This window comes from Bacillus sp. GW823-FHT06B01 (assembly GCF_058952315.1).
The window spans coordinates 313961-338568 of sequence record NZ_JBXAHR010000003.1 but is presented as its reverse complement, the minus strand read 5'-3'; the positions used below and the strand labels follow the sequence as shown (position 1 = coordinate 338568).

19 protein-coding genes and 1 pseudogene are annotated in these 24608 nt (G+C 36.1%); 5 read left to right on the top strand and 15 right to left on the bottom strand.

The genetic code is table 11. The annotated features are described in order from the left end of the window. Positions 1 to 26 precede the first annotated feature (26 nt). From AC1Q8N_RS14895 to AC1Q8N_RS14865, 7 genes and pseudogenes are all read right to left on the bottom strand, one after another. On the bottom strand, positions 27 to 6782 hold the full coding sequence (locus AC1Q8N_RS14895; RefSeq protein WP_493521260.1) for a DNRLRE domain-containing protein: 6756 nt from the start codon (positions 6780 to 6782) through the stop codon (positions 27 to 29). A 343-nt stretch (positions 6783 to 7125) separates the two neighbouring features. Next, positions 7126 to 7311, bottom strand: a pseudogene (locus tag AC1Q8N_RS14890) (S-layer homology domain-containing protein); the annotation flags it as partial. A 113-nt stretch (positions 7312 to 7424) separates the two neighbouring features. Continuing rightward, a complete protein-coding gene (locus tag AC1Q8N_RS14885; protein WP_000435469.1) occupies positions 7425 to 7676 on the bottom strand; it encodes a hypothetical protein in 252 nt (83 codons plus the stop codon). A gap of 113 nt (positions 7677 to 7789) precedes the next feature. After that, on the bottom strand, positions 7790 to 9322 hold the full coding sequence (locus AC1Q8N_RS14880; protein WP_098077618.1) for a fatty acid--CoA ligase family protein: 1533 nt from the start codon (positions 9320 to 9322) through the stop codon (positions 7790 to 7792). Positions 9323 to 9483: 161 nt separating this feature from the next. Further along, positions 9484 to 9912 carry a hypothetical protein gene (locus AC1Q8N_RS14875; protein ID WP_098068671.1) on the bottom strand — a complete coding sequence of 143 codons (429 nt, stop codon included), beginning with the start codon at positions 9910 to 9912 and terminating at the stop codon, positions 9484 to 9486. 296 nt (positions 9913 to 10208) lie between these two features. Then, a complete protein-coding gene (gene lplA / locus AC1Q8N_RS14870) occupies positions 10209 to 11198 on the bottom strand; it encodes a lipoate--protein ligase (RefSeq protein ID WP_493521259.1) in 990 nt (329 codons plus the stop codon). 9 nt (positions 11199 to 11207) lie between these two features. Continuing rightward, complete coding sequence (locus AC1Q8N_RS14865) at positions 11208 to 11942, bottom strand: MBL fold metallo-hydrolase (RefSeq protein WP_098077612.1); 735 nt, start codon at positions 11940 to 11942, stop codon at positions 11208 to 11210. Between the two features lie 179 nt (positions 11943 to 12121). On the opposite strand from AC1Q8N_RS14865, the gene yhfH reads away from it, so the two are divergent. Continuing rightward, positions 12122 to 12250 (top strand): protein YhfH, encoded by a 129-nt coding sequence (yhfH, locus tag AC1Q8N_RS14860; RefSeq protein WP_000567010.1) that lies wholly within the window; start codon positions 12122 to 12124, stop codon positions 12248 to 12250. Between the two features lie 38 nt (positions 12251 to 12288). On the opposite strand, the gene AC1Q8N_RS14855 is transcribed toward yhfH, so the two are convergent. Continuing rightward, positions 12289 to 13305, bottom strand: coding sequence for a LacI family DNA-binding transcriptional regulator (locus AC1Q8N_RS14855; RefSeq protein ID WP_000103725.1), 1017 nt, complete (start codon positions 13303 to 13305; stop codon positions 12289 to 12291). A 197-nt stretch (positions 13306 to 13502) separates the two neighbouring features. On the opposite strand from AC1Q8N_RS14855, the gene AC1Q8N_RS14850 reads away from it, so the two are divergent. Together AC1Q8N_RS14850 and AC1Q8N_RS14845 are read left to right on the top strand one after the other, a co-directional pair. Continuing rightward, entirely contained in the window at positions 13503 to 14444 is a 942-nt protein-coding gene (locus tag AC1Q8N_RS14850; protein WP_048545298.1) for a helix-turn-helix transcriptional regulator, read from the top strand. A gap of 92 nt (positions 14445 to 14536) precedes the next feature. After that, complete coding sequence (locus tag AC1Q8N_RS14845; protein WP_493521258.1) at positions 14537 to 15043, top strand: DinB family protein; 507 nt, start codon at positions 14537 to 14539, stop codon at positions 15041 to 15043. A 113-nt stretch (positions 15044 to 15156) separates the two neighbouring features. On the opposite strand, the gene AC1Q8N_RS14840 is transcribed toward AC1Q8N_RS14845, so the two are convergent. Continuing rightward, a complete protein-coding gene (locus AC1Q8N_RS14840) occupies positions 15157 to 15666 on the bottom strand; it encodes a GNAT family N-acetyltransferase (protein ID WP_048545303.1) in 510 nt (169 codons plus the stop codon). Between the two features lie 124 nt (positions 15667 to 15790). On the opposite strand from AC1Q8N_RS14840, the gene AC1Q8N_RS14835 reads away from it, so the two are divergent. Continuing rightward, entirely contained in the window at positions 15791 to 16144 is a 354-nt protein-coding gene (locus tag AC1Q8N_RS14835; protein WP_116442971.1) for a PH domain-containing protein, read from the top strand. A 34-nt stretch (positions 16145 to 16178) separates the two neighbouring features. On the opposite strand, the gene AC1Q8N_RS14830 is transcribed toward AC1Q8N_RS14835, so the two are convergent. From AC1Q8N_RS14830 to AC1Q8N_RS14815, 4 genes are all read right to left on the bottom strand, one after another. Continuing rightward, positions 16179 to 16484: a DUF2087 domain-containing protein gene (locus tag AC1Q8N_RS14830; protein WP_141519981.1), complete on the bottom strand. Its 306-nt coding sequence runs from the start codon at positions 16482 to 16484 to the stop codon at positions 16179 to 16181. Positions 16485 to 16520: 36 nt separating this feature from the next. Continuing rightward, a complete protein-coding gene (locus AC1Q8N_RS14825; RefSeq protein WP_098077602.1) occupies positions 16521 to 16736 on the bottom strand; it encodes a hypothetical protein in 216 nt (71 codons plus the stop codon). 101 nt (positions 16737 to 16837) lie between these two features. After that, complete coding sequence (locus AC1Q8N_RS14820) at positions 16838 to 19651, bottom strand: YhgE/Pip family protein (RefSeq protein ID WP_493521257.1); 2814 nt, start codon at positions 19649 to 19651, stop codon at positions 16838 to 16840. Between the two features lie 216 nt (positions 19652 to 19867). After that, on the bottom strand, positions 19868 to 20440 hold the full coding sequence (locus AC1Q8N_RS14815; protein WP_327957915.1) for a TetR/AcrR family transcriptional regulator: 573 nt from the start codon (positions 20438 to 20440) through the stop codon (positions 19868 to 19870). Between the two features lie 326 nt (positions 20441 to 20766). On the opposite strand from AC1Q8N_RS14815, the gene AC1Q8N_RS14810 reads away from it, so the two are divergent. Further along, on the top strand, positions 20767 to 21621 hold the full coding sequence (locus tag AC1Q8N_RS14810) for a hypothetical protein (RefSeq protein ID WP_493521256.1): 855 nt from the start codon (positions 20767 to 20769) through the stop codon (positions 21619 to 21621). Between the two features lie 96 nt (positions 21622 to 21717). Here AC1Q8N_RS14810 and AC1Q8N_RS14805 read toward each other — a convergent pair whose 3' ends face one another. Further along, positions 21718 to 22017, bottom strand: coding sequence for a hypothetical protein (locus tag AC1Q8N_RS14805; RefSeq protein ID WP_048545317.1), 300 nt, complete (start codon positions 22015 to 22017; stop codon positions 21718 to 21720). 104 nt (positions 22018 to 22121) lie between these two features. Then, positions 22122 to 24488 carry a DUF6359 domain-containing protein gene (locus AC1Q8N_RS14800; RefSeq protein ID WP_493521255.1) on the bottom strand — a complete coding sequence of 789 codons (2367 nt, stop codon included), beginning with the start codon at positions 24486 to 24488 and terminating at the stop codon, positions 22122 to 22124. Between the last annotated feature and the right edge of the window lie 120 nt (positions 24489 to 24608).

Below are 24608 nucleotides of genomic sequence, written 5' to 3'. Positions count from 1 at the left end.
CAAATTCAAAATTCGACTTTCAAACCCTATCTTCTTCTACTACTTTGTTGGTAATACTTTTTCTTACCAGGACTATTTATTTTATTATATAACATTTTATTATGTGGGAAACCATTTTTCCTCATTATATGATACTCTCTTATAAATGCACTGTTACTATTTTTTGCTGGTTTCCATGCAATAGAAACCGGTTTGGTACCATATGCTTTTTGTTTGTCTTTTGCTGACTGTTGAGCCCTCGCTCTAGTTCCCTTTCCAATATACCTATATCCCTTTTCGAAATCAATAACATACGTCCCTGGTTTTTTCTTTATGTTATTAAGTCTTTTTACATTTTCTTTATCTATACGCATTGCTTTTCTTGCTGCTTTAAATACTTTAAGCTTTGGACCACCTATTGCACCTTTAGCGGCAGCCATAGCAATTCCCTTTGCGCCTTTTCCTGCTTTATATGCACCATATCCATCGTAAATTGCAAAACCAGCATTAATTATTAACGTTGGTGAATGACCATCTGGATCCGTCATCATCGCAGGATTATTATCCGCGTACGTATAACCATTTTGCGTGACTGGATCGTCGTCATCACCTGGGTCAGGATCTATCGATACGAACACACCATGATCTGGATTATAATAACGTGCCATCAGATAATACATGCCAATCTCTTTATCATACATATATCCCGCATATCCAAATGGATTGTCTGCTGCGATACCTTTCGTATCACTCTTTAATACGTTACCCCACGAATCATATTCATACGTTGCTACAACTTCTTTATCCTGATTCGTCATCGCAACTACGTCACCACGAGGATTATAGTGATAGTATAACGTTTGACCTTGTGATTTCATTGCCAAACGTGAACCATCTAGCGAATATACATATTGACGAAGAACATTGCCATTTCCATCTGTCTCATATAACGGACTAATACTATCTCCATTATAAAAGTAGCGTGTTACTTGACCATTTACACTCTTTTCAATACGACGATTATCGTCATCATATTTATAAGTCGCAAATGCATTGCTCTCACCTTGTTTTGTGATAGCTACAATCTGATCATCTTCGTTCCATGTATACTTATACTTCCCATCAGATGTACGATTTCCATTCGCATCATACGTTAACGATTCGTTTCCGAATTTTACAAGCTGATTTCCTTCATTAAATGTTGCCGCTATAGATTTTGTTTCTTTTCCATTCTCTACAACTTTCACACTTGTACGGTTTCCAAATCCATCATATGTGTAAGATTTACTTGTTCCGTTTGGTAGTGCTTCATTTAATAATTGGTTAATCGGGTCATAGACAAAGTTTGTTTCTGTTACTTTTCCGCCCGCACCTTCATGCTTGATCTTCGTACGGTTACCGGATTGGTCATATTCATATCGTTCAGAAAGTAAAATACTATTTGACGTACCTACTACTAAATCTTTAATTTTGTTCGCATGGTCATAGTTGAAGGTAGAACCTGAACCATTTCCAGCTGTGTACGTACGAACATTTCCTTGATCGTCATAATCAAAGCGATACGTTTGAGAACCGTCTGTCACACGAATGTTTTGATCTAACGTGTTGTAGTCATACGATACTTTATTTGTGTATCCGCCTTGCGTTACTGTTTGTTCTTTTAGTTTTTCTGTCTTACTGTTTGCTTTATCGTGATATGCCCAGTCAATTTTTCCGCCTCGGCTATCTGTTGCGCTTGTAACGCGGTCAGCCTTGTCGTATGTTTTCGTGCGTTCTACGCCGTTGACAAGATCTTTCACTTTCGTAACTTGTCCATTTTGATCACGTTCAAATGTAAATGAATCTTTTCCATTGCGTTTTTCGCCAACGACGCGATCTGCTGTATCATATACAGATTCTAAAATAGAGCCGTTTGGCATTGTTGTTTTAATCTTGTTTGCATTTTCATCGTACGTATTTTCAATACGACGGTTTAACGCATCAATATACACTGTATTTTTATTATCTACATCATATTCATATTTGTGTGTTTGCGTTTTCCCACCAAACATGACAGATTTCTCTGTTGTATTTCCATTATGATCATAACGATAATTAACAGAGGTACCATTCTTTAATGTAACCTTCGTTAATAGATTATCTTTGTTGTAATCATATAGTTTTGTATTTCCTTTTTCATCTGTCTCGCTCTTTTTATTTCCTGATGCATCGTATGTGAATGTATTCTTCTGTCCTTCTTCATCATACGCAGCAACAACATTTCCATCGTTGTCGTACTCGTTTTTAATAAGAGCGTTACCTTCTAGTACACGAATATTATCGAACCAAACTTTTCCTTTATTCTCTCTTCTAAATAGAAGGTAGACTTCCATACGCTTAATTGGTTTAGTGGCAGGAATGACAACTGCACTACGATTCCAATCATTTGTACCACTTGGGAATTTTGCCTGATAGTTCGTACCACTACCATCTTGATAATACACATCTGCCCAAATAGAATAATCTCGTGAGAGCTTATCTGATGCAGTATTTTCTACATTCTGAGATTTAGACATCCCTGTTAATGTAATTGTTTCTGCTTTTTGTTGGTTTAAATGTATATGCGCACCATAGCCTACATCTGAACCACCATATTGGCTACGTTCTAATACAATAGACGAATCTCCTGTAAAGCTTTCCTCATGGGAAGTATCTTTCGGATCACAACTTGATCCATTGCCTCGAATCCATCCTGGAATACAACCTTTCTCCGTCATATTCTCTACACTACTATTTTCAATTGGATTAAAGCTTGAAGACACTTCTCCTTTTTCAAGTTGCATCTTATCAAACCATGCAGAACCACTTGAATCTGCTCGATTATAATCAACTTGTAGATATATTCTAACTTTTTTCGTTTGGCCTGTCGTCTTAAAAGTTACTTGGCGATTCGTCCAATCTTTCTCGCCTTCTATCCTGTTATGACGCGTATCAAACCAATTATTTCCACCATCAAGAGGATTTCCATCTTCTTTTAACAACTGAACATTAAAGAATGCACCAGCATGTGTTAATGATGTTTTCATCATCCCACTTAATGTATATGTTGTATTTGGTTCTACTACAATATCTTGAATCGCACTATGATATCCCCAGCCAGTATTTTGCGCCTGTACAATCATTCGTAATGATGAAGATCCGCCCAATCCACCTGGCGCAAAGATTGTATCTTTTCTCAATGCTCCTTGGCTATTACCCTTTTCTTCAGTCCATCTCTGCGTATCATTCATCTCAAAACTTGGATTTTGAATTAGGTTTTCACCTGTCCCTAACTCTCTCGTTGTTTCAATTGGATTTCCAAACTGATCATACTGCATGAAAGATGATGTATTTGCTGCTTGGTCAGTTTCAGAGACTTCTGTATTTGCAGCTTTATAGGCAACTGTTGTTTCACGATTTTCGTTATCTGTCGCTTTTATAATTCCGTTGTCTTTATTGTATTCAAACTTCTCAGTTCCCATTTCATCAGTAACAGAAGTTACATTCCCATTACCGTCATAGGTCGCTGTTTCTGTTTGATTTTTAGGAGTTGTTGTTTTTACTAAATTGTTTGCATTATATTCATACGATGTCGTTAAATTCAGTCGTCCCACATCTTCAACTGTTTTCACTGGATTTCCAGCATCGTTATACGTATAAACAGTCTTACGTCCTTTAGGGTTCGTTAACGTAACTTCCTTCGAACCTGTATTATATGCTAATGTCGTAGCTTTACCTAATGGGTCCGTTACTTTTACTAATCTATCATTCTCATATGCATACGATGTTTTATATGGTTTAGCATCTGTATGTTGTGGATCATAAATAGATGTTAGTACCCCATTATCATATCCGTATTTATATACTTTTCCTTCTGGTGTTGTAGAAGAAACGAGTAAATCTCCATCATACTTAAATGTAATAGTCTTGTTATCTGGACCGATTACATTTGCTGCTTTTTTATTATTACCATCATATTGTACGACTAACTCTTTACCAGAAACATTCTTTACTTTTGATAAACGGGATTCACCATCATATTCATACGTCGTCGTGTTTCCATATTTATCTTTTGTATACTCAATACGCCCCTGTGCATCACCAGATTTATAGAATGTAACAGTTTGATCTTTATCTTTTATTTCATATCCGCCTGATACTTGCTTAATCTCTAAATATATACCAGTAGGAGCTTGATACTTATTGTCTCCAGTTTTAGTAAATGTAACATTTGCTCCGTTGGCAGAAATTAACAGTAAGTTTCCATTTCCGTCGGCCCAAATTCTTTCCTCTAATCCACTCGACCAACCCGTACCAAATAGACCTACCTTTTTACTTTGGCTATTATACGTTCTTTCTACTGATACGTCCGGTCCGCGCCCTGATAATGTAATATCTTTCTCACTCATGATAAAGTTACCATTTGTAGCATTGACTTGTCCGTTTAAAACGGGAATAGATGCCCAGTAATCAAACATCCCCATAAATCCAAAGTCTTGGGAGAATTTAGGTACAAATTCATGAGAAATTTCACTTTCAGCATGCCCCGCTGTACTATACGCTGTTACACGGAACCAATAGTTTTGCGCACCTGCATAGATTCCACCAGAATTCTTATACACAGGTGATGGATCAACTGCTAATTCTGCCCCTTTTTTATCATGATGAAGTAAATATTGACCTTTTGCGATTTCATCTTTCGTTGGCCAAATCTTCTCATTTTGCGTTGTCCAATTCGTTTTATTTCCGACATCGAACGCTTCATAATCTTTTCCGTTATAAATCCAAACTTTATATCCAGATGCTTCAGGAACCGGGTCCCATTTCAATGTCACATATCCTGTTGCCTTATCGGTCGCATTAATGTAAGCTGAACCATCTGGCTTTTTCACTTGCTCTAATGGAATAAATGGAACTACTTCATCTGAAAGCGGGCTATCACCAAATGGATATGTCGCAACAATACGAATCCAATAACCACGTCTCCAACTATAATCTCCATAGGGACTACCTGCTAAATGAGCATTTTTATAAATTGGCCCTGGATTAACTGGTGCTTCTCCACCACTACTTGTACCATCTGTATGGAACTCAAATTCCCCTTGTGCAATTTCTGCTGGCGTCGGGAAGATTTTTTTATCTTTTGTCGTCCAACTAGTCACATTCCCAACAGGAATATATTCATAATCATACCCATTAAAAATAGCAACTTTATAACCTGTTGCTCCTGGAACTGCATCCCATTGTAGATTGAAGTGACCTGAACCACTACCACTACCATTTGAGTAAGTTTGTACTCTTGGCTTATTCGGTTTTGCGTAAGAATATTTCACTTCTAAGTACGGTGCATTTGCTCCGTTTTCAGCTGCAATAAATTTTTTCCAATGGTTTTGTCCATTTCCGTTTGCATGTAGCTTAAAGCCGTTATTTTGTTTTGTGCCTTCCACCCATGCTTTTACTGTATTTGTTACGTTAAATTTTGCCCATTGTCCTCTTGTTACATCAGCATGCGCAATATTTGCAGAGTTCGGTTTATTATTCCAGTTCACTCCACCAACATTCCAGCTACCTGTAACTTCATCTAACCAAACACCATTTGGTTGATTCGCATAATAATGCCAAACTGTATAGGCATGGAATGTAGCACCTTCAATCTTTGCACCTTTTAAATTTGAAACATTCGGTTTAACAAATGCAAAGTTTGTTCCAGATGACCCATCATAATACCCTACTTTTAACGTGTAAGCATTTTGACCGGAATCCCAAAGTTTTCCTCCTGAATAGTTTACAGTTGGATAGGCACTTGCAGCGTACGCATTTTCAAAGTTACCTAGTTCAACAGAAGGATCCACATATACCGGATATTTTCGCTCTGGTGCTTGTAACCACTGCGGGTCTGCGGTAACAGTTAATGTATATGTTTTTTCATCTTTCTTCTCAAGATTGTAACGAACCGCATCTGACGTTACAGCCTCACCTGATTGTTGATCCACATTTGAATCATTCATATACGGTTTCGGTAATGTGAAGACTTTTTCTTTTTTCTCATTTTGGAAGTCGATTGAACCATCTTCCTGTATATTCGGTGTTAAATCTGTTTCTAATGCAAAAGTAAAAATGTGATGTCCTGTATATTCACGTAATACAAAATCTTCTTTTACGTTTTCATTAAACGTCGTACTCTTTAAATCAATATTCGGGAAAATCCCTTTATACCAGACTGTATTATTTTCATGTGTTGCAGTAGCTGGTGACGGCTTCACTTCACCTTTTTCACCATTTGCACTCATTAATTTGTACTGAATCGTATGATCTTTTACTTTAAATTGAACGTACTTTCCATCTTGTGCTGTTTTCTCGAACTCTGGTTCTAATGTTGTATTTTCTGTTACAATTTTTTCATTTGGTGCTTCTACTAATTTCGGTGAAACCTCTTCTAACTTTCCATCTTTCTCAACATGAATTGGTTCCGTATATACCTTTTTCGTATACGTACCATCATTATTATCGAAAACTTTTTCTGTTTCCGTTCTTTCTTCTACAATCTCAGTCGGATTTGCTTGTGCTTTAGCCTTATCCTTCTTTAACTGATCTGGATGTGGAGCTGGTAACTCCTTTTCCTTTTCCTTTTCCTCTTTCTTTTCTGTTTCTGGCCTTTGTTCTGAATTTGGAGATGGTGTAAACGGTGGTGCCGTTTCTGCCAATCCATTCAGTGGTATGGAGGTAACAATTAATGCAACTACGATAAGTTGGATTAAGTACCTATACCATTTCTTTGCTTCCATAAACTCACCTCGCTGAAATATTTTTAACATATATAATGTTACATATCACAATGTAAACAAACGAAAGAGTAAAGTAAATATAGTTTTAAAGTTTTGAAGATTTCGTGCACAAAATCCGACAATTTACCGACAATATTATAATTGTTATTCACAGAAAATTAATTTTATATTATAATACTTCATTTATCTTGGTATAGATTTAAATAAAGTTTATCGAGCCCCTTATTAAAAGAGGCAATACTTTCTCCACCTTTATCCCATTAATAAACCCCTCAACAAAAAAAGCACACAATCTATTCACAAAAGTGAACGTTGTGCGCCTTCATTTCTCATTCCGTTTCATTTATTTCTTCAACTTATCCGTCTTCGCAATAAATTGTGCTGCTTCTGCGCGGCTTACCGCTTTATCTGGAGCCCAGTCATTATCTGTTCCAACTGAAATGTTTTCTTGGATTAAAATATTGGCATACTTCGCACCCCAATGATTGTTTAAGTCAGCAAATTTTTTTGGTAGTTTCATATTTTCATTTGTTTACTTTTTATAAGTTTTAAAAATAACATAGTATGTATCAGCTGCTTTTATATAAATATACGCAACGCAACTACTTAATCGATAATCATTATCAATTAAGTGCAAAAATATCATCTCCTGCACAAATATGCCTTTCGTTCATTTTTAAATAGTAAATAATGAGCCGTATGAACCTTTCTCTCTAAATAATCAATAGAATACGAGCTTGATGGATCGACTAAATCACCTATCGCACCTGAAAGATGATCAATGACTTGCTGCAGTATTTCTAAGTTTTTCTTCTCACTTTCAGCGTTCATTTCATCCATAATGTCACAAATAAGATATTGTACTCGCCGCAAACGTAATTCCTTCTGCTCCACTTATATCTCCTCCTTATTAGTCATATTACGGTTTAAATATATGGTGCTCTAGCTTAACCAATTCTAAAAAATACAAAGGCAACCACCTTCATAAAGATGGTTGCCCCCCATTTTTAAACTTGCATCGCTTTCTCTTTTAACGCTCTTCTTAACAACTTACCCGTCGTATTCTTCGGTAGCTCTGTTAAAAACTCAATACTCTTTGGTACTTTATATTTTGCTAAATGTAACGTGCAATAATACATAAGTTCCTCTTCTGTTACGTTAGCTTGTTTCAAAACGACGTATGCTCGTACTGCTTCTCCTAAGTTTTCATCAGGAACGCCAATTACGACAACTTCTGCTACAGATTCGTGTGTATATAATACTTCCTCTACTTCACGAGGGTATACGTTATAACCGCCAACTAAGACGATATCTTTTTTACGATCAACGATATAGAAGTAACCTTCTTCATCCATTTTCGCTAAGTCACCTGTATACAGCCAACCATCTTTCAATGTCGCTGTTGTATCTTCTGGCGCGTTATAGTATCCTTTCATAACGTTAGGTCCGCGAACAATTAATTCACCGACTGCACCGACAGGTACTTCTTCCCCAAGTTCGTTCACAATTTTATTTTCTACATGCCAAATATTTGTACCGATTGACCCAGGTTTACGCGGACGATCTAGCGGGTTAAAACAAGTAACTGGTGATGCTTCTGATAAACCGTATCCTTCTGAAACGATTACGTCAAAACGTTTTTCAAAGTTTTGCAGAAGAGCAACTGGCATTGACGCACCACCTGAAATACAAAGACGAAGCGTCTTCACATCTTCTGCGCTTGCTTCTTCGAATAAATATAAATAATTGTACATCGTCGGTACACCAGCAAAAATCGTTGGCTCGTACGTACGACAAATACGGAATACTTCTTTCGGACTAAATTTCGGTAACATTAAAATAGTTGCTCCGTTCACAATCGGTGCATTTACCGCCACTGTTAAGCAAAATACATGGAACATTGGCAAAGCCGCAACGACGCGATCATCAGCAGTATATTGTAAATACGACGCTACATCGCTCGCATTACTATATAAGTTTTTATGTGTTAACATCGCACCTTTCGGTTTTCCAGTTGTACCTGAAGTGTATAGAATAACCGCTACATCTTCTTCATCTAATTCTGGGCCTTCAAAAGTTAAATCTCCAGCCCCTATCATTCTCGTAAACGTTTTCATTTTTTCGGTTTCTGTATAGTTAAAATCTGATGAGGTTTCGCATATGATGATGTTTTCAAGTGAAGGAAGTCTTGTTGTAAGAGATTGTATAACAGGTAGAAGGACGTCGAGTACGATGATTGTTTTTACATCTCCATTTTGTAAAATATAATGCATTTCGTCTGCTGTATAAATTGGATTAACTGGAATGACAGTTGCTCCAGCTTTCATTGTTCCGTATAAACCGACCAAAAAATGTGGTGAGTTTCCAACAACTAATGCGACATTGTCCCCTTTTCCAATGCCCATTTCTGCTAAATTGCCAGAAAACCTTGTGACCATTTTGTTTAATTGGTCATACGAGACCGACTGATCCATAAATATATAAGCCGGTTTATCCCCCTTCTTTTTCGCCGTTTCAGCCAAAGATTGAACGAGATTCACACAAACCCCACCTTTATAAAATTTAGAATATTTAAAAATTCTAAATTAATTATATTAAAAGAAAATTAAAGTAGCAAGTGATATTCCATTAACTGCATATAAACAGATCACCTCCTCTTAGTTTACTTTGGAAGGATAAGGGGATTTTGTATGCAAGTAATTTATGAAACTAGGCCAAAAATCATTTCAGGATAATATGCACTCATCTTTTCTCTAAGTTTAGTAAGTTCCTCTTTATTTAACGTCGTGTGCTCTCCAAACAAGTTAATCGCGTCCGCTCCATCTTCATGAAAATACAACGTAACATATAATGTCGGTAACCCTGTATTGTCTTCATCTATTGAAAAAACGACATCTGGTGTCTTATTAACAGTGCTGAATGTTTCATTTCTTTTCCACTTCTTATTTTGAAACATGTCTTGTATTTCCTGTATCTTTCGTCTGTTATCTGTATGCGTAAAATATATAACATTATCTTTCGCTGGCTTTCCAATCGATAAAAGTGTGCGACTTGAGGACGTTTCATCGTTACAAGCTGTCATTCCGATGACGAAGCTGAGTAATAATACAACGTACATTACCCTTCTCATTTCAATTCGCCTCCTTTTGAATATATATATTCCTTTATAAGGAGCAAATGTCCTGTGATTTTATGGTGAATGAAATTATATAAACGATTTTCCGAATATATCGACCACAACTCGAAATATATCAGCGATTTTCCATATATATCGACTGCAACTCAAAATATATCAGCGATTTTCCATATATATCGACCGCAACTCGAAATATATCAGCGATTTTTGAAATATATCGACTTACCGACAAAACGCGATAATCTACGCAAAAAAAAAGAGGCTGTCCGTTACGGCAGCCTCCCTTATTTTTAGAAGAACAAATGTAAGAAATCTTCTGTTGTAATATTACCAAAGTAGCGTTTAATATCTACGCCTTCTAAAGCTACAGTGAATGCATCTTTATCAAATTGTACACCTGTTAGACGCTCTTCAATGTCATGCACATCTAATGAACCGAAGAAGTCACCGTAAATTTTACATTCTGTTACTGTTCCTTTTTTCACTTCAAGACGAACGTCAACTTGTCCAACTGGGAAACGGTGTGAATGTTGTAAGTTGAACTTCGGAGATTTTCCGTAGTTCCAATCCCAATTTTGGTAACGTTCTTCAGAAAGTTTATGGATCTCTTTCCAATCATTTTCTGTTAATTCGTACGTCGGAATTTCTGTTTCCCCTTCAAAAATTGTTCCTAGAAGAAGTTGTCTAAACTCTTCTGTCGTCATTTCTTCGTTTAGGAACTCTGTAATATTCGCAACGCGGCTACGGATTGATTTAATGCCTTTTGATTGAATTTTATCCATTTTTACTTTTAACGCTGATACGACGTGATCGATTTCAGAGTCAAATAGTAACGTACCGTGACTAAACATACGACCTTTCGTTGAGAACTGCGCGTTACCTGAAATTTTTCTACCTTCAGCTAAAATGTCGTTACGACCACTTAGTTCTGCATTTACGCCTAATTTACCAAGCGCTTTCGTTACAGGCTCTGTGAATTTTTTGAAGTTGCTGAAACTGTCTCCATCATCTTTCGTAATAAAGCTGAAGTTTAAGTTTCCTAAATCGTGATATACTGCACCTCCGCCTGATAGACGGCGAACGACATGAATTCCTTGTTCTTTTACGTAATCTGCATTAATTTCTTCTACTGTGTTTTGGTTTTTACCAATGATAATGGAAGGTTCGTTAATGTAGAACAGTAAATATGTTTCGTTAATATCTAAATTCTTCACACAATATTCTTCAATTGCTAAGTTTATTCTAGGATCTGTAATTCCTTTATTATCAATAAATAACATTATATCACCTCATGAGTTCCATACGTAGCCACTATGCGCTAGCATAATATGGCCACTGAAAATTTGTTTTGCTTCTGTTACTAAATCAGATGTGTTGCCTGTATGCGATAAGTGCGTTAATAAAAGTTCTTTTACATTTGCATCTTTTGCAATACTTGCCACTTCTGTACTATTCATATGCCCTGCTTTTGCAGCCTCTTGATGTGCATACATATTACACTCACAAATGAAAAGATCAGCATCTTTTGTGAATGGAATGAATTCAGGAATATAACTGGAATCTGCGCTATATACTACAGCGTCACTACCAGCTGTAATACGCATCGCAAAGCATGTAACAGGATGAACAGTTTTTAAGAATGAAATCGAGAACGGTCCAACTTGAAGTGTTTCTTCTGGGTTGTACGCGATTCCTTTCGTATGTGGTTCATGCGTTAAAGACTGGAATCCATTCTCGTCAAACGTATGACCGTATATTGGTAATTCCGGTAGTTGTCCCTTTGTCGCACTCGTAATTAATCTCGCATATTGCAATACCCCAATGTCTGCAACATGATCGTGATGATAATGCGAAAGTACAACTGCATCTATATCAGATGGTGTTATATATTTTTGAAGCTGTGCTAGTACACCACTACCACAGTCGACAAGTAAACGAAAACCATCGTGTTCAAACAAATACCCCGACGTTGCTTCTCCCGCTTCTGGAAAGCCGCCCCAAAAGCCGACAACAGTCATTTTCATATGTATCCATCCTTTCTAAAACCGAGTAGGAATGCATGTTTCACTTACATCCTACATTGTTAACTATAATCCATTTCCTAAACTTTTTCATTAATTTTCATTTTGTTATAAAACAGTTGTTGACTTTTGTTTTTTGTACTAATACAATGATAGTAAGAAATGGAAATGGAGGGATTGACATGATCGATCAACCAATGGAGTTTTTCAGAAATTTACCAACAAAAACTTGTGCACATTGCGGGAAAGAAATTGATGAGCAGCACGAAGCATACCATAACAAATGTGATGACTGCGTTCACGAAGAATAGTAGTTTATGAACATAAAAAACCTAGCAGACATAGTCTACTAGGCTAATAACATCGTATTCTTCTTCATCGTTGAACCTTTCACCAAGAGCTCCAGTTCAAACTCATATAATTCTTTTTGTCGATAATTTTTCGTATGGATTTTATCCATCATGAGGTCGACAACTTTTCGGGCCATCTCATCGATTGGCTGTTCAATTGTCGTAATACCTGGCTCTGTAATCTGTGATAATATTTGATTATCAAAACCGATAACAGCGAGATCATCTGGAATGCTCCAGTCATGGCGTTTTGCCTCTGAAATGATTCCAGCTGCAACCTCGTCGCCTCCTGCCAAAATCGCGGTAGGATTTTTTTTGTCCTTTAATACTTCATGAAATATTCTCTTTCCATCATCCCAAGAGAAAGCGTTTTCAAGAAAATCGATCGCTTCTACTTGGCGGCTCTTCTCCGTTATGGCACGTAAAAAGCCCATTTTTCGCTGTTGGCTAACCACTTTAGTTTCGTTTCCACGGCAAAAAATAAGATTACGATATCCTTGTTCTAACACATGCTTAGCAGCTATGTATGCTCCTTGTGCATGATCAAACTTCACTGTCGGAACATTTGCTTCCTCAATATATTCATTACATAACACGATTGGACCGTGCTGTAAGTATGGCTCTACATCTTCCCACGGATTTTCTAGTGAACATAGAATAATCCCATCTACTTGTTTCGTAGATAATAATTGTAAATACTCCATCTCTTTTTCCGGTAAATATCTTGTTTGACAAATAATCAGTTTATATTTATGTTCAGAAGCAGCAATCTCGATTGCTTCAATAAATCGACTGAAGAAAGGATTTGTAATCCTTGGAACTAGCACCGCAATTGTTTCCGTCTTTTGTTTACGAAGCCTTCTCGCCGCAGAATTAGGAACGAAACCTAAATGCTTCATTGCTAATTGAACCCTTTTTTTCTTCTCATCTGAAACATATGGATGATTATTGATTACCCTAGAAACCGTTGTCCTTGATAACCCCGCTAATTTCGCCACGTCCTCTATAGTCGACACGAAATTCTCCCCCTTTGCATGAAAACGTTTTCTTAAACTGATTATATAGTATATTATTGGAAACTGCAATATCGGTTGTTATGATTTTACTATATTAATATTATACATAGGGAAAAGTATGTTAATGGGAGGGAAATTTATATTAGTTTTAGAAGTTTACAGGAGGCATATTTATTAAAGATAAAAGGAGATATTTCATGAATCGGACGGATCGTTTATTAGCTATATTAATTGAGTTACAAAGAAGACAAACTGTTACAGCACAAAGCTTAGCAGAAAAATTTGAGACAAGTATAAGAACGATTTATCGAGACATGGATGCACTTAGTGAATCTGGCGTCCCACTTTTCGCCATGCCCGGCCACGGCTACTCATTAATGGATGGTTATTTCCTACCACCCATTCAACTTACGCCTGAAGAGGCTGTTACTCTTTTATTAGGCGGTGATTATATCGAGAAAACTTTCACTTCTTCTTTTTCTGTACATGCACGATCAGCAAAAGAGAAACTTGAGGTTATCCTACCTACTGATCAACAAAAGAAAGCCCAGGAATTACGAGGAACTTTTCGTTTCCTTTCTCCTATATTTTCACATCAGCAATCTGAACAAGAGAAGCTGGAAAATCAAATTTTCTTATTGCAAGAAGCTATTCAAAAAGAACAGGCTATCTCTTTTTCTTATCTGAAACCGAGAGAAACTACAAAAATAAAACGGACCGTTCATCCTTACGGATTAGTCAATATTTCAGGGATTTGGTACATCGTTGCCCATTGTTTACTTCGAAAACAAATACGTAATTTCCGTTTAGATCGAATGGATGGACTACAACAAGAACAAGAATTCTTTACAAAACCCGAAGACTTTTCTTTGCAAAAATATCAGCCTGAAAGCAACCGTACTGTGATGATTCATTTATTATTCCCAGCCCATATTGCACATAAAATTATTGAATCACGATACTTCTTTATAGATTCATACGAGCATAGAGAAAATGGTTTTCACGTCTTTTTGAAATCAAGAAACATAGACGAAGTATTTCAATGGGTATTAAGTTGGGGAAGCCAAGTACAAGTACTTGAGCCAAAAATTCTTTCTGAGAAAATCCGTGACGAAGCAAAGAAAATGTTACAACTTTAATTATTGCATTTCACTACTGACATAATGTTGTCAGCATTACTTCTTTATAGTAGGGAGTAACAAATACATTTTCATAAAAAGGAGTTAGTGATATGAAAAAATTTGAAGAGTTAGCAACGTACTACATAGAGGAATTAGAAAAGTACTCTATAGAACAATTTAGGATGAAGCCTTCTCATGAGGAATGGTCTCTCGATCAAATGTATAATCACTTAATTTCAGCTACACGCATGCAGTTAAATGCAATCGTGAAATGCAGAACTGAAGCGCCTTCTGCAACTAACCCAAAAACGGATATGGGCGAAAAGGTATATATGATGGGAGCTTTCCCAGACATAAAAATCAAATTACCAGATCTTCCTGGATATACGCCTGAAAACCCAGCTAATAAAGAAAACGTACAGAAACAGCTTCTAGAATTAATTACAATTGTAAAAAACATAGAGCCAACACTTTCTTCTATCCCAAGTAATTGTAAAGTCGAACATCCCGGGCTTGGTTACTTACATGCAGCAGAATGGTTCCAGCTTATTTCTATGCATTTTGCACATCATCTGCGCCAGAAAGAGCGATTAGAACTTAAGGTTTGTTGTATGTAAGCACTTCTACTAAAAAGAGACTGCCAATATTGGCAGTCTTATCACTAAAATATGCAACGTCTATATGATGACTCATAAAGTCTCACTTACTATCAATAGAAAACTCCTTTATTTTATTCAAGATAAAGCCCCATCAATACGTCATCTCCATATGTTCCATCTTCATATTTAATTTGTTTTCTTTGTCTTCCTTCTTCTACAAATCCCATACGTTTGTACACCTTAATCGCTCTATCATTAACAGAAACTACGCCTAAACAAATTTTCTCTAAACCTTTCTGCTCTTTAGCCCAACTAATAAGAAATTCAATTAGTTTCGTACCAATGCCTTGATTACAGTACGCCTCCCTAATCCCCATTCCCATTGTACCTGCATGTCGTAAGCGTTCTAGTTCATATCGATTGAAAATTAAAAAGCCAACCACTTTTTTATCTACTTCATAAACTATGTAAAGATTACCTTTTTCATTACTTTTCCGTATCTTTTCTCTTTCTGCATTCATATCATTTGATAATTTCTTTGGAGATACTATGAAAAACTTTGTAGTAGTTTCCGATAATATAATTACTTTTCTAATATCTATAATTGATTCTGCATCAACCTCTTTTGCTAACCGTATCATTGAATCACCTCGTACTTTTTCTTTTTAAAAATAATATTACAACTATAAAACGCTCAATATGCAATATTACATATTGAGAATCTTTTTACTCTTGATACAATATTCGTATATCAAAATAAAAGGAATGTACACAATGAATCCAATCTTAACAGCTGCAAAACAACTATTACATAAAGACGAAGTTATTATATCTACTTTAAATTGTTCACTTACTGGCTATATGATTACGCATAAAGTTCCGCATCCAGGCATGCTACTGGCTACTGATAGAAGGCTTCTCTTTTATGGAAGGTCTAAAAATACATTCATTGCCGAATTCGAGTATAAAAAAATTGTATCTATAGAAACGAAGAAAAGAATCTTTGATAAAAAAATAATATTTTACTATGAAGATGAATATATAACGTTGGGATACATTACAAGTTTAAATATTGAAGAGTTCTTAGACTTACTAAAAAAAAATGCACAACTAGCTTAAACTCGTAATCAGTGGGGATTTCCCCGCTGATTCATTATTTTAACTCCTCCCACTTCGCCCAAACCTCTCTCCCATTTATATGGTACATATTATCCTCTCGATCCATAAATCCGTGCACAATAAACTCACGTCTAATCGTACAGAAATCATCGTGATATTGTTTTATAAATGTATTAATTTCTTTTTCCGTATATTGATTTTCAGCGTTTAACTTTCTAATTAAATGCTCTAACAATACTAGTTTTTTCTTCTTTTGACCTGGAATCGATTTTAGGCGGTCCTCTTTATCGAAAAAGTTACGAATCGTCGTATCCCTGAATTTCATTTCACTTTCAGTCATTTTGTTGTCCTCCATTGATTTTTATACAATAAAACTTTATTGTTTGTCCTTACTATTCTTCTTCATTCTTTCACTTACAACATCCATAAGGTAATACCCGCTAATTAGCACATAGTAAACTAAAAGTATTCCTAGTGCATCTTTCATATTTATATATTTTTCTTTGTGAAACAAGATAGGTGAAAGGGCGTAAACAAGAAAGATGATTAGCGGATTTACGATAGAATAGTAAGTAAGATTTCCTTTCATCATATCAACTCCTCTGTAATATACTTCTGTTCAAATCGTTGCAATTCCTGTCCTTTTATTTAGCCCTACATTAAAATAAAAAAGCACCGAAAAGGTGCTTTTTTCTATGCTTCAACCGATTGGTTTTCCGCAATATTTCTAAATTGTCGTTTGTGCATCCAAGTTAAGGATGCGATTGTTCCAAGTGATAGTACCACGATGAAAATCATGAGTATTCCTACGTTTTGCCACATGAAGTTAAAGTCTCCACTTGATACGACTGCTTTCAATCCTGATACAGAGTATGTCATCGGTAACCAAGCATTGAATGGTTGTAAAAACTTCGGAATCAATTCTAGCGGGAATGTTCCGGCACTTGTTGTAAGCTGAATAATTAATGTAATGATGGCGATGAAACGTCCTGCATCACCAAATGCTGTTACTAAACATTGAATTAATGCGATAAACGCTAAGCTTGTAACGATGCTAAAGAGTATGAAATACGGAATACTTTGTACTTCTACACCTAATCCGAATAGTAATATAACATCCGCTACTACCGCTTGAATAATACCGACTGATAGTAATACGCCGAACTTACTAATAAACCAACTAAATCCTGATTTCGGAACGCCAACTGTATCACGTAATGGATATACGATAGATAATAGTAATGCCCCAACAAATAAACCGAGTGATAAGAAATACGGTGTAAATCCAGTTCCGTAGTTTGGAACTTCCGCCATTTTCTCCGTCTTCACTTTTACAGGACTTGCAAACATATCATACGTTTTATCCGTCCCTTTCACTTCACCAGTTTTCTCTGCCCCTTCGCCAAGTTTCTTAGCAAGTTCACCGGAACCGTCGTTTACCTTTACGAGGCCATCCGTTACTTTCCCTGATCCGTCTGCTAGTTTATTTACGCCGTCGATTAGCTGGGCTGAGCTAGTTGACATTTTATTTAGACCACCATTTAGAGTACCTAAGCCAGTTGTTACTTGACCGGAGCCATCTGCTAATTGATTTACTCCACCTGTCATTTGGTTTGCTCCTACAGATAATGTACCTAAACCGCCTGTTACTTGGCTTGAGCCATCTGCTAATTGATTTACTCCACCCGCCATTTGGTTTGCTCCTGCGGATAATGTACCTAAACCGCCTGTCACTTGGCTTGAGCCATCTGCTAATTGATTTACCCCACCTGCCATTTGATTTGCTCCTGCAGATAATGTGTCTAAGCCGCCTGTTACTTTACCCGAGCCATCTGCTAATTGATTTATCACATCAATTAATTGACCGGATTCGTTTTTAAATTTATTTGCGCCTTCTTTAGCAGTATTTAACTTCGCACCAAACCCTTGAAATTTTTCAACAAACCCTTTTTGTGCACTGGATAATTGATCAATACCAACAGTTAAAGATTTTAATTCTGCTGGATTTGGTAGTTTGCTTTGCCCATAACCTGTTTTTTGATCTATTTCACCTTTTAATTGTTTTACTTCTTCATTTAATTTATTTGTTCCACCCGCTACTCCAGCAGCTTTTTGCTGAACTGTCGCTGTATTTTTTACAGCACTTGTTATGAATGGTTGTAACTGCTCTTGATATTCTTTCGGTAAACTTTCAATTTGCTTTTGTAAATTCGCTACATCTTGCGCTGCATTTTTTGCATCTCCTGCTGTTGATTGCGTAAATTCATTTAACTGATTTACATTCGCCTCAGCTCCATCTATTTTCTCATTTACTGTATTCAATATAGAAGGGCCTTTCGACTGCATTTCCTCTAAGCCTGCAGCAGACTTTTGTACGTTACTATTTAAATCTTGCAATCCCTTTTGAATTTCTTGAGACCATTTTTCTAATTGACTTTGCCCTTCAGCAAGTTTTCCCATACCATTTGATAGATCAGTTGTTCCTGTTTTTAATTCACCGGATTTACTTACTAATTGGTTCAAACCACCGGTCACTTTCTCAGATCCATCATGTAATTCACCAATTCCTTTTTGCATTTCACCCGTTTTGCTATTTAACGTATTTAAACCGTCTGTTACTTTTCCAGAGCCATCTACTAATTTTCCGATACCTGTTTGCATCTCACCTGTTTTACTATTTAACGTATTTAAACCGTTCGTTACTTTTCCGGAACCGTCTAATAATTTCCCGATACCTATCTGCATTTCACCTGTTTTGCTATTTAGCGTATTTAAACCATTTGTTACTTTGCCTGACCCATCTACTAATTTATTAGATCCATCTGCTAATTTCTGAACTCCATCCTTCATCTCTCCAGACTTCCCTTGAAGTGTATGAAGGCCATCTGTCACTTTACTTGAACCATCATGCAGCTCACTTGATCCGTCGTGTAGTTTGTTTGCTCCTTCCTCCCCATCTGCTAATCCTTTTGAGACGTCTTGAATGGAATCAAACATTTTCTCTGCATATGTTTTCGTTAACGTACTTGATACTTCACCTTTAATTTTTTCAATGGCTGTTCCGCCAATTTGTGAAGATAAGAAATTTAAGCTTTCGTTCGGAATGTATTCTAAGTTTAATGGTTTTGGATCATCTTTTAATAACGTTGTAGCGTTACTTGAGAAGTTATCTGGAATGCGTACTAACATGTAATACTTTCTGCCTTCCATTCCTTTTTTCGCTTCTTTTTCACTTACAAATTCCCATTTAAAACTCTTATTGTCTTTTAAATTATCAACGAGCCCTTTTCCGACCTCAATTGGTTTCCCATCAAATACTGCACCTTTATCTAAATTGACTACCGCAACTGGTAAATCATCTAACTGTTTATACGGATCCCAAAAGGCCCATAAAAACATACCCGCATATAAAATCGGTACGAATAAAACAGCGATAATTGGAATTAATATTTTTTTACTTTTTATAATTTGTGTGAACTCTTTACGAAGTAACTGATTTCCTTTCATCATTTCTCCCCCTTTTTAAAATGACCAAAATGTTCAATTGGTCATTTTTACCCAAACAAAAAGGCTATACTGATTCATACATATGCCTTATCCCCGAATTTATACTATGCAACTTTTTCTTCATATGAAGTGAATATTTCTATTATCCCTCCCTAAAATAAATATATGACCATTTTGTTCAAGTGGTCACTTTTTTATAATAATAAAAGGATTATCTTAGTTTGACAATCCTTTTAATAAATAAAGTTCAAATAATTCTGCAATTTTTTCTTTTTCTAGCGGTTCATGATTTTTTTCCCAATCAAAAATAAGCGATACGTATAAGCGAAGCATAATAAATGCTGTAATTTCTGGATCACATTTGCTAATCTCACCTTTTTCAATCGCAATCCTTAAATACGATTGAATGACAGAAACGATTTCCACATCTACTTGTTGCATCACTTCTTGTACTTCTTTCGTTCCCATATCACGCTCTTCTTGAATTAACTTAATCATGAGCTGATGTTCTTTTCTGAATTCTAATATGCTATATAATGCTCTATGTACATTTTCAAAAAATGAAACATCTGAACGAATTGCATTTTCTGCAACTTGCTTCATTTCTGTAATTAAATTAGAAATAATTTCGCCAAATAGCTCTTCTTTATTTTTGAAAAAAGTATAAATCGTTCCTTTTCCTACATTCGCTAACTTCGCTACTTGATCCATCGTTGTTGCTTTATAACCGAACGCTGAAAAAGACTTTGTTGCAGCTTCAATAATAGAACGTTTTCGATCTATCGCCACATCGTCACCTCCAAAAATGACCAATTGGATAATATAGTCAATCAGTACATCTTTGATATTACCACACGCTTACATTGTATACAAGTTCTCTTTTTTATTATTTCCAGCATAAAAAATTCCAGTCAAGTTATATATTACTGTCCATAGTGTATCAGAAGAAAAGAGAAAAGGAAAAGGTGTTCTTAAGATATACAATTAAACCTTACTTAACAACAACAAATTTCCCTTTTTTCAAATAATCAAATAAAAAAACAAGAAAATGTTTACATTTAATAGTAATATAGAAAATAGACAAGTTTATCAAAATAGTGGAGGCTTTTTCAGTCATGATGCGTGCGCTTCGTTTAAATATAAAGCAAGCTTTTTGTAGTCGTATTTCTTTAATTATTATGTTTAGTGGATTCGTTCTTATTTGTATTTATCACTATTACTATGTAATTCGTTATTTAGGAGACGCAGCGAGTGGACCTATTTCAACAGATATAAAATGGATCGGATTTCGCGACAATGAAATGGATGTTTATTTATTATTAATGCCAGTTATTGCGAGTTTCCCCTTTAGTACAAGTTACAATTCGGATAAGTCAGATGGTTTTAAACCGTTTGTGAGTAAGGAGATTTCATTATTTCCTTATTCAATAATGAAATATATCGTTACGTTTTTTTGCGGAGGATTTCTTTATACATTTCCATTCATCTTATCGTTATTATTTTGCAAATTAACCATTCCAGACGGAACACCTACGATTGGTTCAGGCATCATAAATGCTGATGGAATGTTCGCAAACCTATATTTCGATGCACCTCTCACTTACATTACTGTATATATCGGAATTAATTTCTTATTTGCAGGTTTAATGGCCCTTTTAGGACTTGCTGCATCTGTATGGTCACAAAAGGACTATATGGCAATTCTCTTTCCATTCGCAGTTGCCTCCATTCCGTACGTCCTGCTAAATACAATACTTCCTTCAATAGGCGGAGCACCTATTCATTTATATGATCCGAAACAACCATTGCAAGGCATGTCACCGTACATTTTAACGATGCAATGTGCTTTCTTCCTTCTCGTTAGCTTATTCATGTATATACAAGGAGTAAAGCGGGATAGAAAAAAATATAGAAGAAGACTGCAAAAAAGAGATCGGTGTAGAAAAGCGTTTCAAGCAATTTCAGACTAAATGATTGAATGAATAAGAGCGTAATTCCCTAAGTTAGTTTAGGGAATTACGCTCTTATTCTCATTTACATTTATCAATCTTATAATCATCTCCCCTTTACGGCGTACCTGCCAATCCCCATAAAATAACGACCGCCGCAAAATAAATCGCTTTAATACCTACAACTGAACATAATAAAATAATTGCATATGTACTTAATTCTCTTCTTGCACCTATTAAAGTAAAAATGACTGCCAAACTAAACGTTACATAGGACGATGCTGTATGTATTAAGTTATATGTAATATCCAAATTTTGAGTAAGTCCTGTTACCTCCGCTACAAATTGGAGCATGACGATTGTACTAAAAAAAATCGCAAGCTGATTTATTAATTTTCCATTTAACCACGCTTGCATCTTTAACCTCCTCATTGTAAAAAGCTGAATTTTCAATTAATTTTAACATGATTTTTACAGAAAAAGAACGCTCAGTATATCTCTAAGCGTTCTTTCATGACTATTTAAGAAGCTTTCTTCAAGTCAATTTGAGCAAGTACTGGGTCGTGGTCACTTACACGTCCATGTTCTTTCATAATGTTTGAGTTTAAGTGTACTGGGTCTACAATTGTGTGTGGTGCGATGTTGTTTGTTACTAAAATATGATCTAACACTTGTGCATTTCCTTCATGAATGTACGTGTAGCGGTTCTCTTTCGGCACTGTGTTTAACATATTTTTTAAGTTTGTTCCTTCTAGTGCTTTTAGTGGTTTAGCGAACTCAAAATCGTTCATATCCCCTAACACAACAACTGGTGCATTCGTGTTCTTTTTCTGAATTCCTTGTACGAATTGATTTACTTCTTGCGCTAACTGAATTCGTTTTTCTTCACTCTTTAATACGAGCGGCTGCACTTTTCCAAATGGCGTTGCATCTCCTATTTTTGAGTTTAAGTGATTTGCAACGACAACAACGTTTTGTCCTTGGAATGTAAATTCTGCTGCAAGCGGTTTACGTGTACTTTCAAATAATGAACTTTCGTCTCCAATACGAACGACATTTTTATCAAGTAACTTCGGTACTGCTGCTAATTTCACGCGTGATGGGTTGTAGAAGAAACCGACGCGAATATTCGCTCCTGGTGCTCCCCCGTCTAGATTATTGTTCGGAGCAATTTCTACATACTCATACTTCGGTCCACGAATTTCTAAAACCGCATCAATGATACGTTTTGCGCTTAACGAAGCATCTGTTGTACCGTCATTAATCGTTCCGTTATTATCTTGCATTTCCTCTACACCGATAATATCTGGCATTTTTAAGTTGTATTTAATAGAATACGCTAACGCTTTTACCTTTTCGTCTGTTGTTTCTTTTTTATTCGCCGAGAAGTTTTCAATGTTATATGTAGCAACTGTTAACTTATCAAGACGAGGCTGAATATTCGCCCCTACTTGCTTAAATCCACCGTCCACTACAGATGGTAATTCCGTTATTGGTGCAATGCGGAACGCACCGTAATCATATCCGACTACCCCTGTTATATCTCCAGTGAAAGTATCTCCTACTTTCGCTACATAATCGCGAGGTACTTTTACAGAAAGACGCTCTGGGTTTAATTGATTTTCATCTAATACAGGTGTGCCATATTTCGTTACGACTTTATTTCCGCCATTTTCTACTGTTACATATAAATTTCCGTTTTTCTGAGGTGCAATAATTTTTGGCGTTGGCATCGTAACACGCATACCTTCTATACTTTCATAAAAATCGATTGCATCTTCATTTGGATCAAATACACCGAATGCATCATTATCGATAATTTGATCAGGGATTTTCACACCGTTTTCTCCAAGTACAATCGGTGCTGGTAATGGTTGATCGTTTGCGATTACAGCAACGCGGCTCGCCTTAATTTCGGTCGTCGTTAAGTCTGTGTCAAACCTTTCTGCATATCCAGGTCCAACATATTCTTCTACTACTCCATCAACTTGAATAAGATTTCCTACTGCTACATTCGCATCCTTTTTGTACACATACATACCTTCTGAAGTAGCTGGATCATTATCTGGCTGATTATCTTCTATATAAAAACCATTTTTATCAAGCGCTGTTACAACGCCTTCCACATTGTAGACTTTCTTCCCGTTATAAGGAGAAATATGTGATTTGCCTTGAATATCATGAATACGAACCTGTTCATTGTTTACGATAGTAAATGAAAATGTGGAAATCGCTGAAGAAGTAAGCCCTTCTTTCTCTGCAATTGCTTTAATCACACTATTTTCATTCACTACAATTCGTCCGTTATAACGAACACTCTTATTTGTAGGGTTAGAGCCATCTAACGTATAGTAGATTGTTGCTCCTTCTGTATTCGTTGTTAATGTTACCGCTGTGCCCTTCGCAACTTCTCCGCTACCAGGCGAAGATACTACATCGCTAACACGGTTTTGTCCTTCCCCTTGAAACTTATGAGCCGTTACCGATTTTAAACCTGGGCTACTAAAATATAATTCAAGCGTCCCTGTTAAACTAACTTTCTTCCCGATATTTTCAGGATGATCTTTCACGTTTACTGCCGCTCTCACATCACCCTTTGGCAACTGAACAGGCATGATTTTGTCTGGATTCGTCTCATTTGGCGAATCTGCAATTGCTACGTTTGTATCATCAAACTTAGCCGGATCTTTCGTGTATTTAGAAGGACTTTGCGTATATCCAACGATGTATCCTTCCACTGTCCCCTTCGTTTTCCCTTGCTGTTTAAATACTTGAATTGCTTTTTCTACTGACATAGAAGTATTTTCTTCTGCTTGTACTAAAGTTCCAGTAAATGAAAGCAATAGTATGAATGATAAAAAGACACTTAACAATTTCTTCACAGCCATTTTCCTCTCCCTATTTCATATTTTCTCAGCATTTCTATCATATCAAATGATTCGTTATATAGAATGGTATTTCGACAAGTTTTACAAAAAATTTATTTAATTTACAAGCTTTCAAACTAT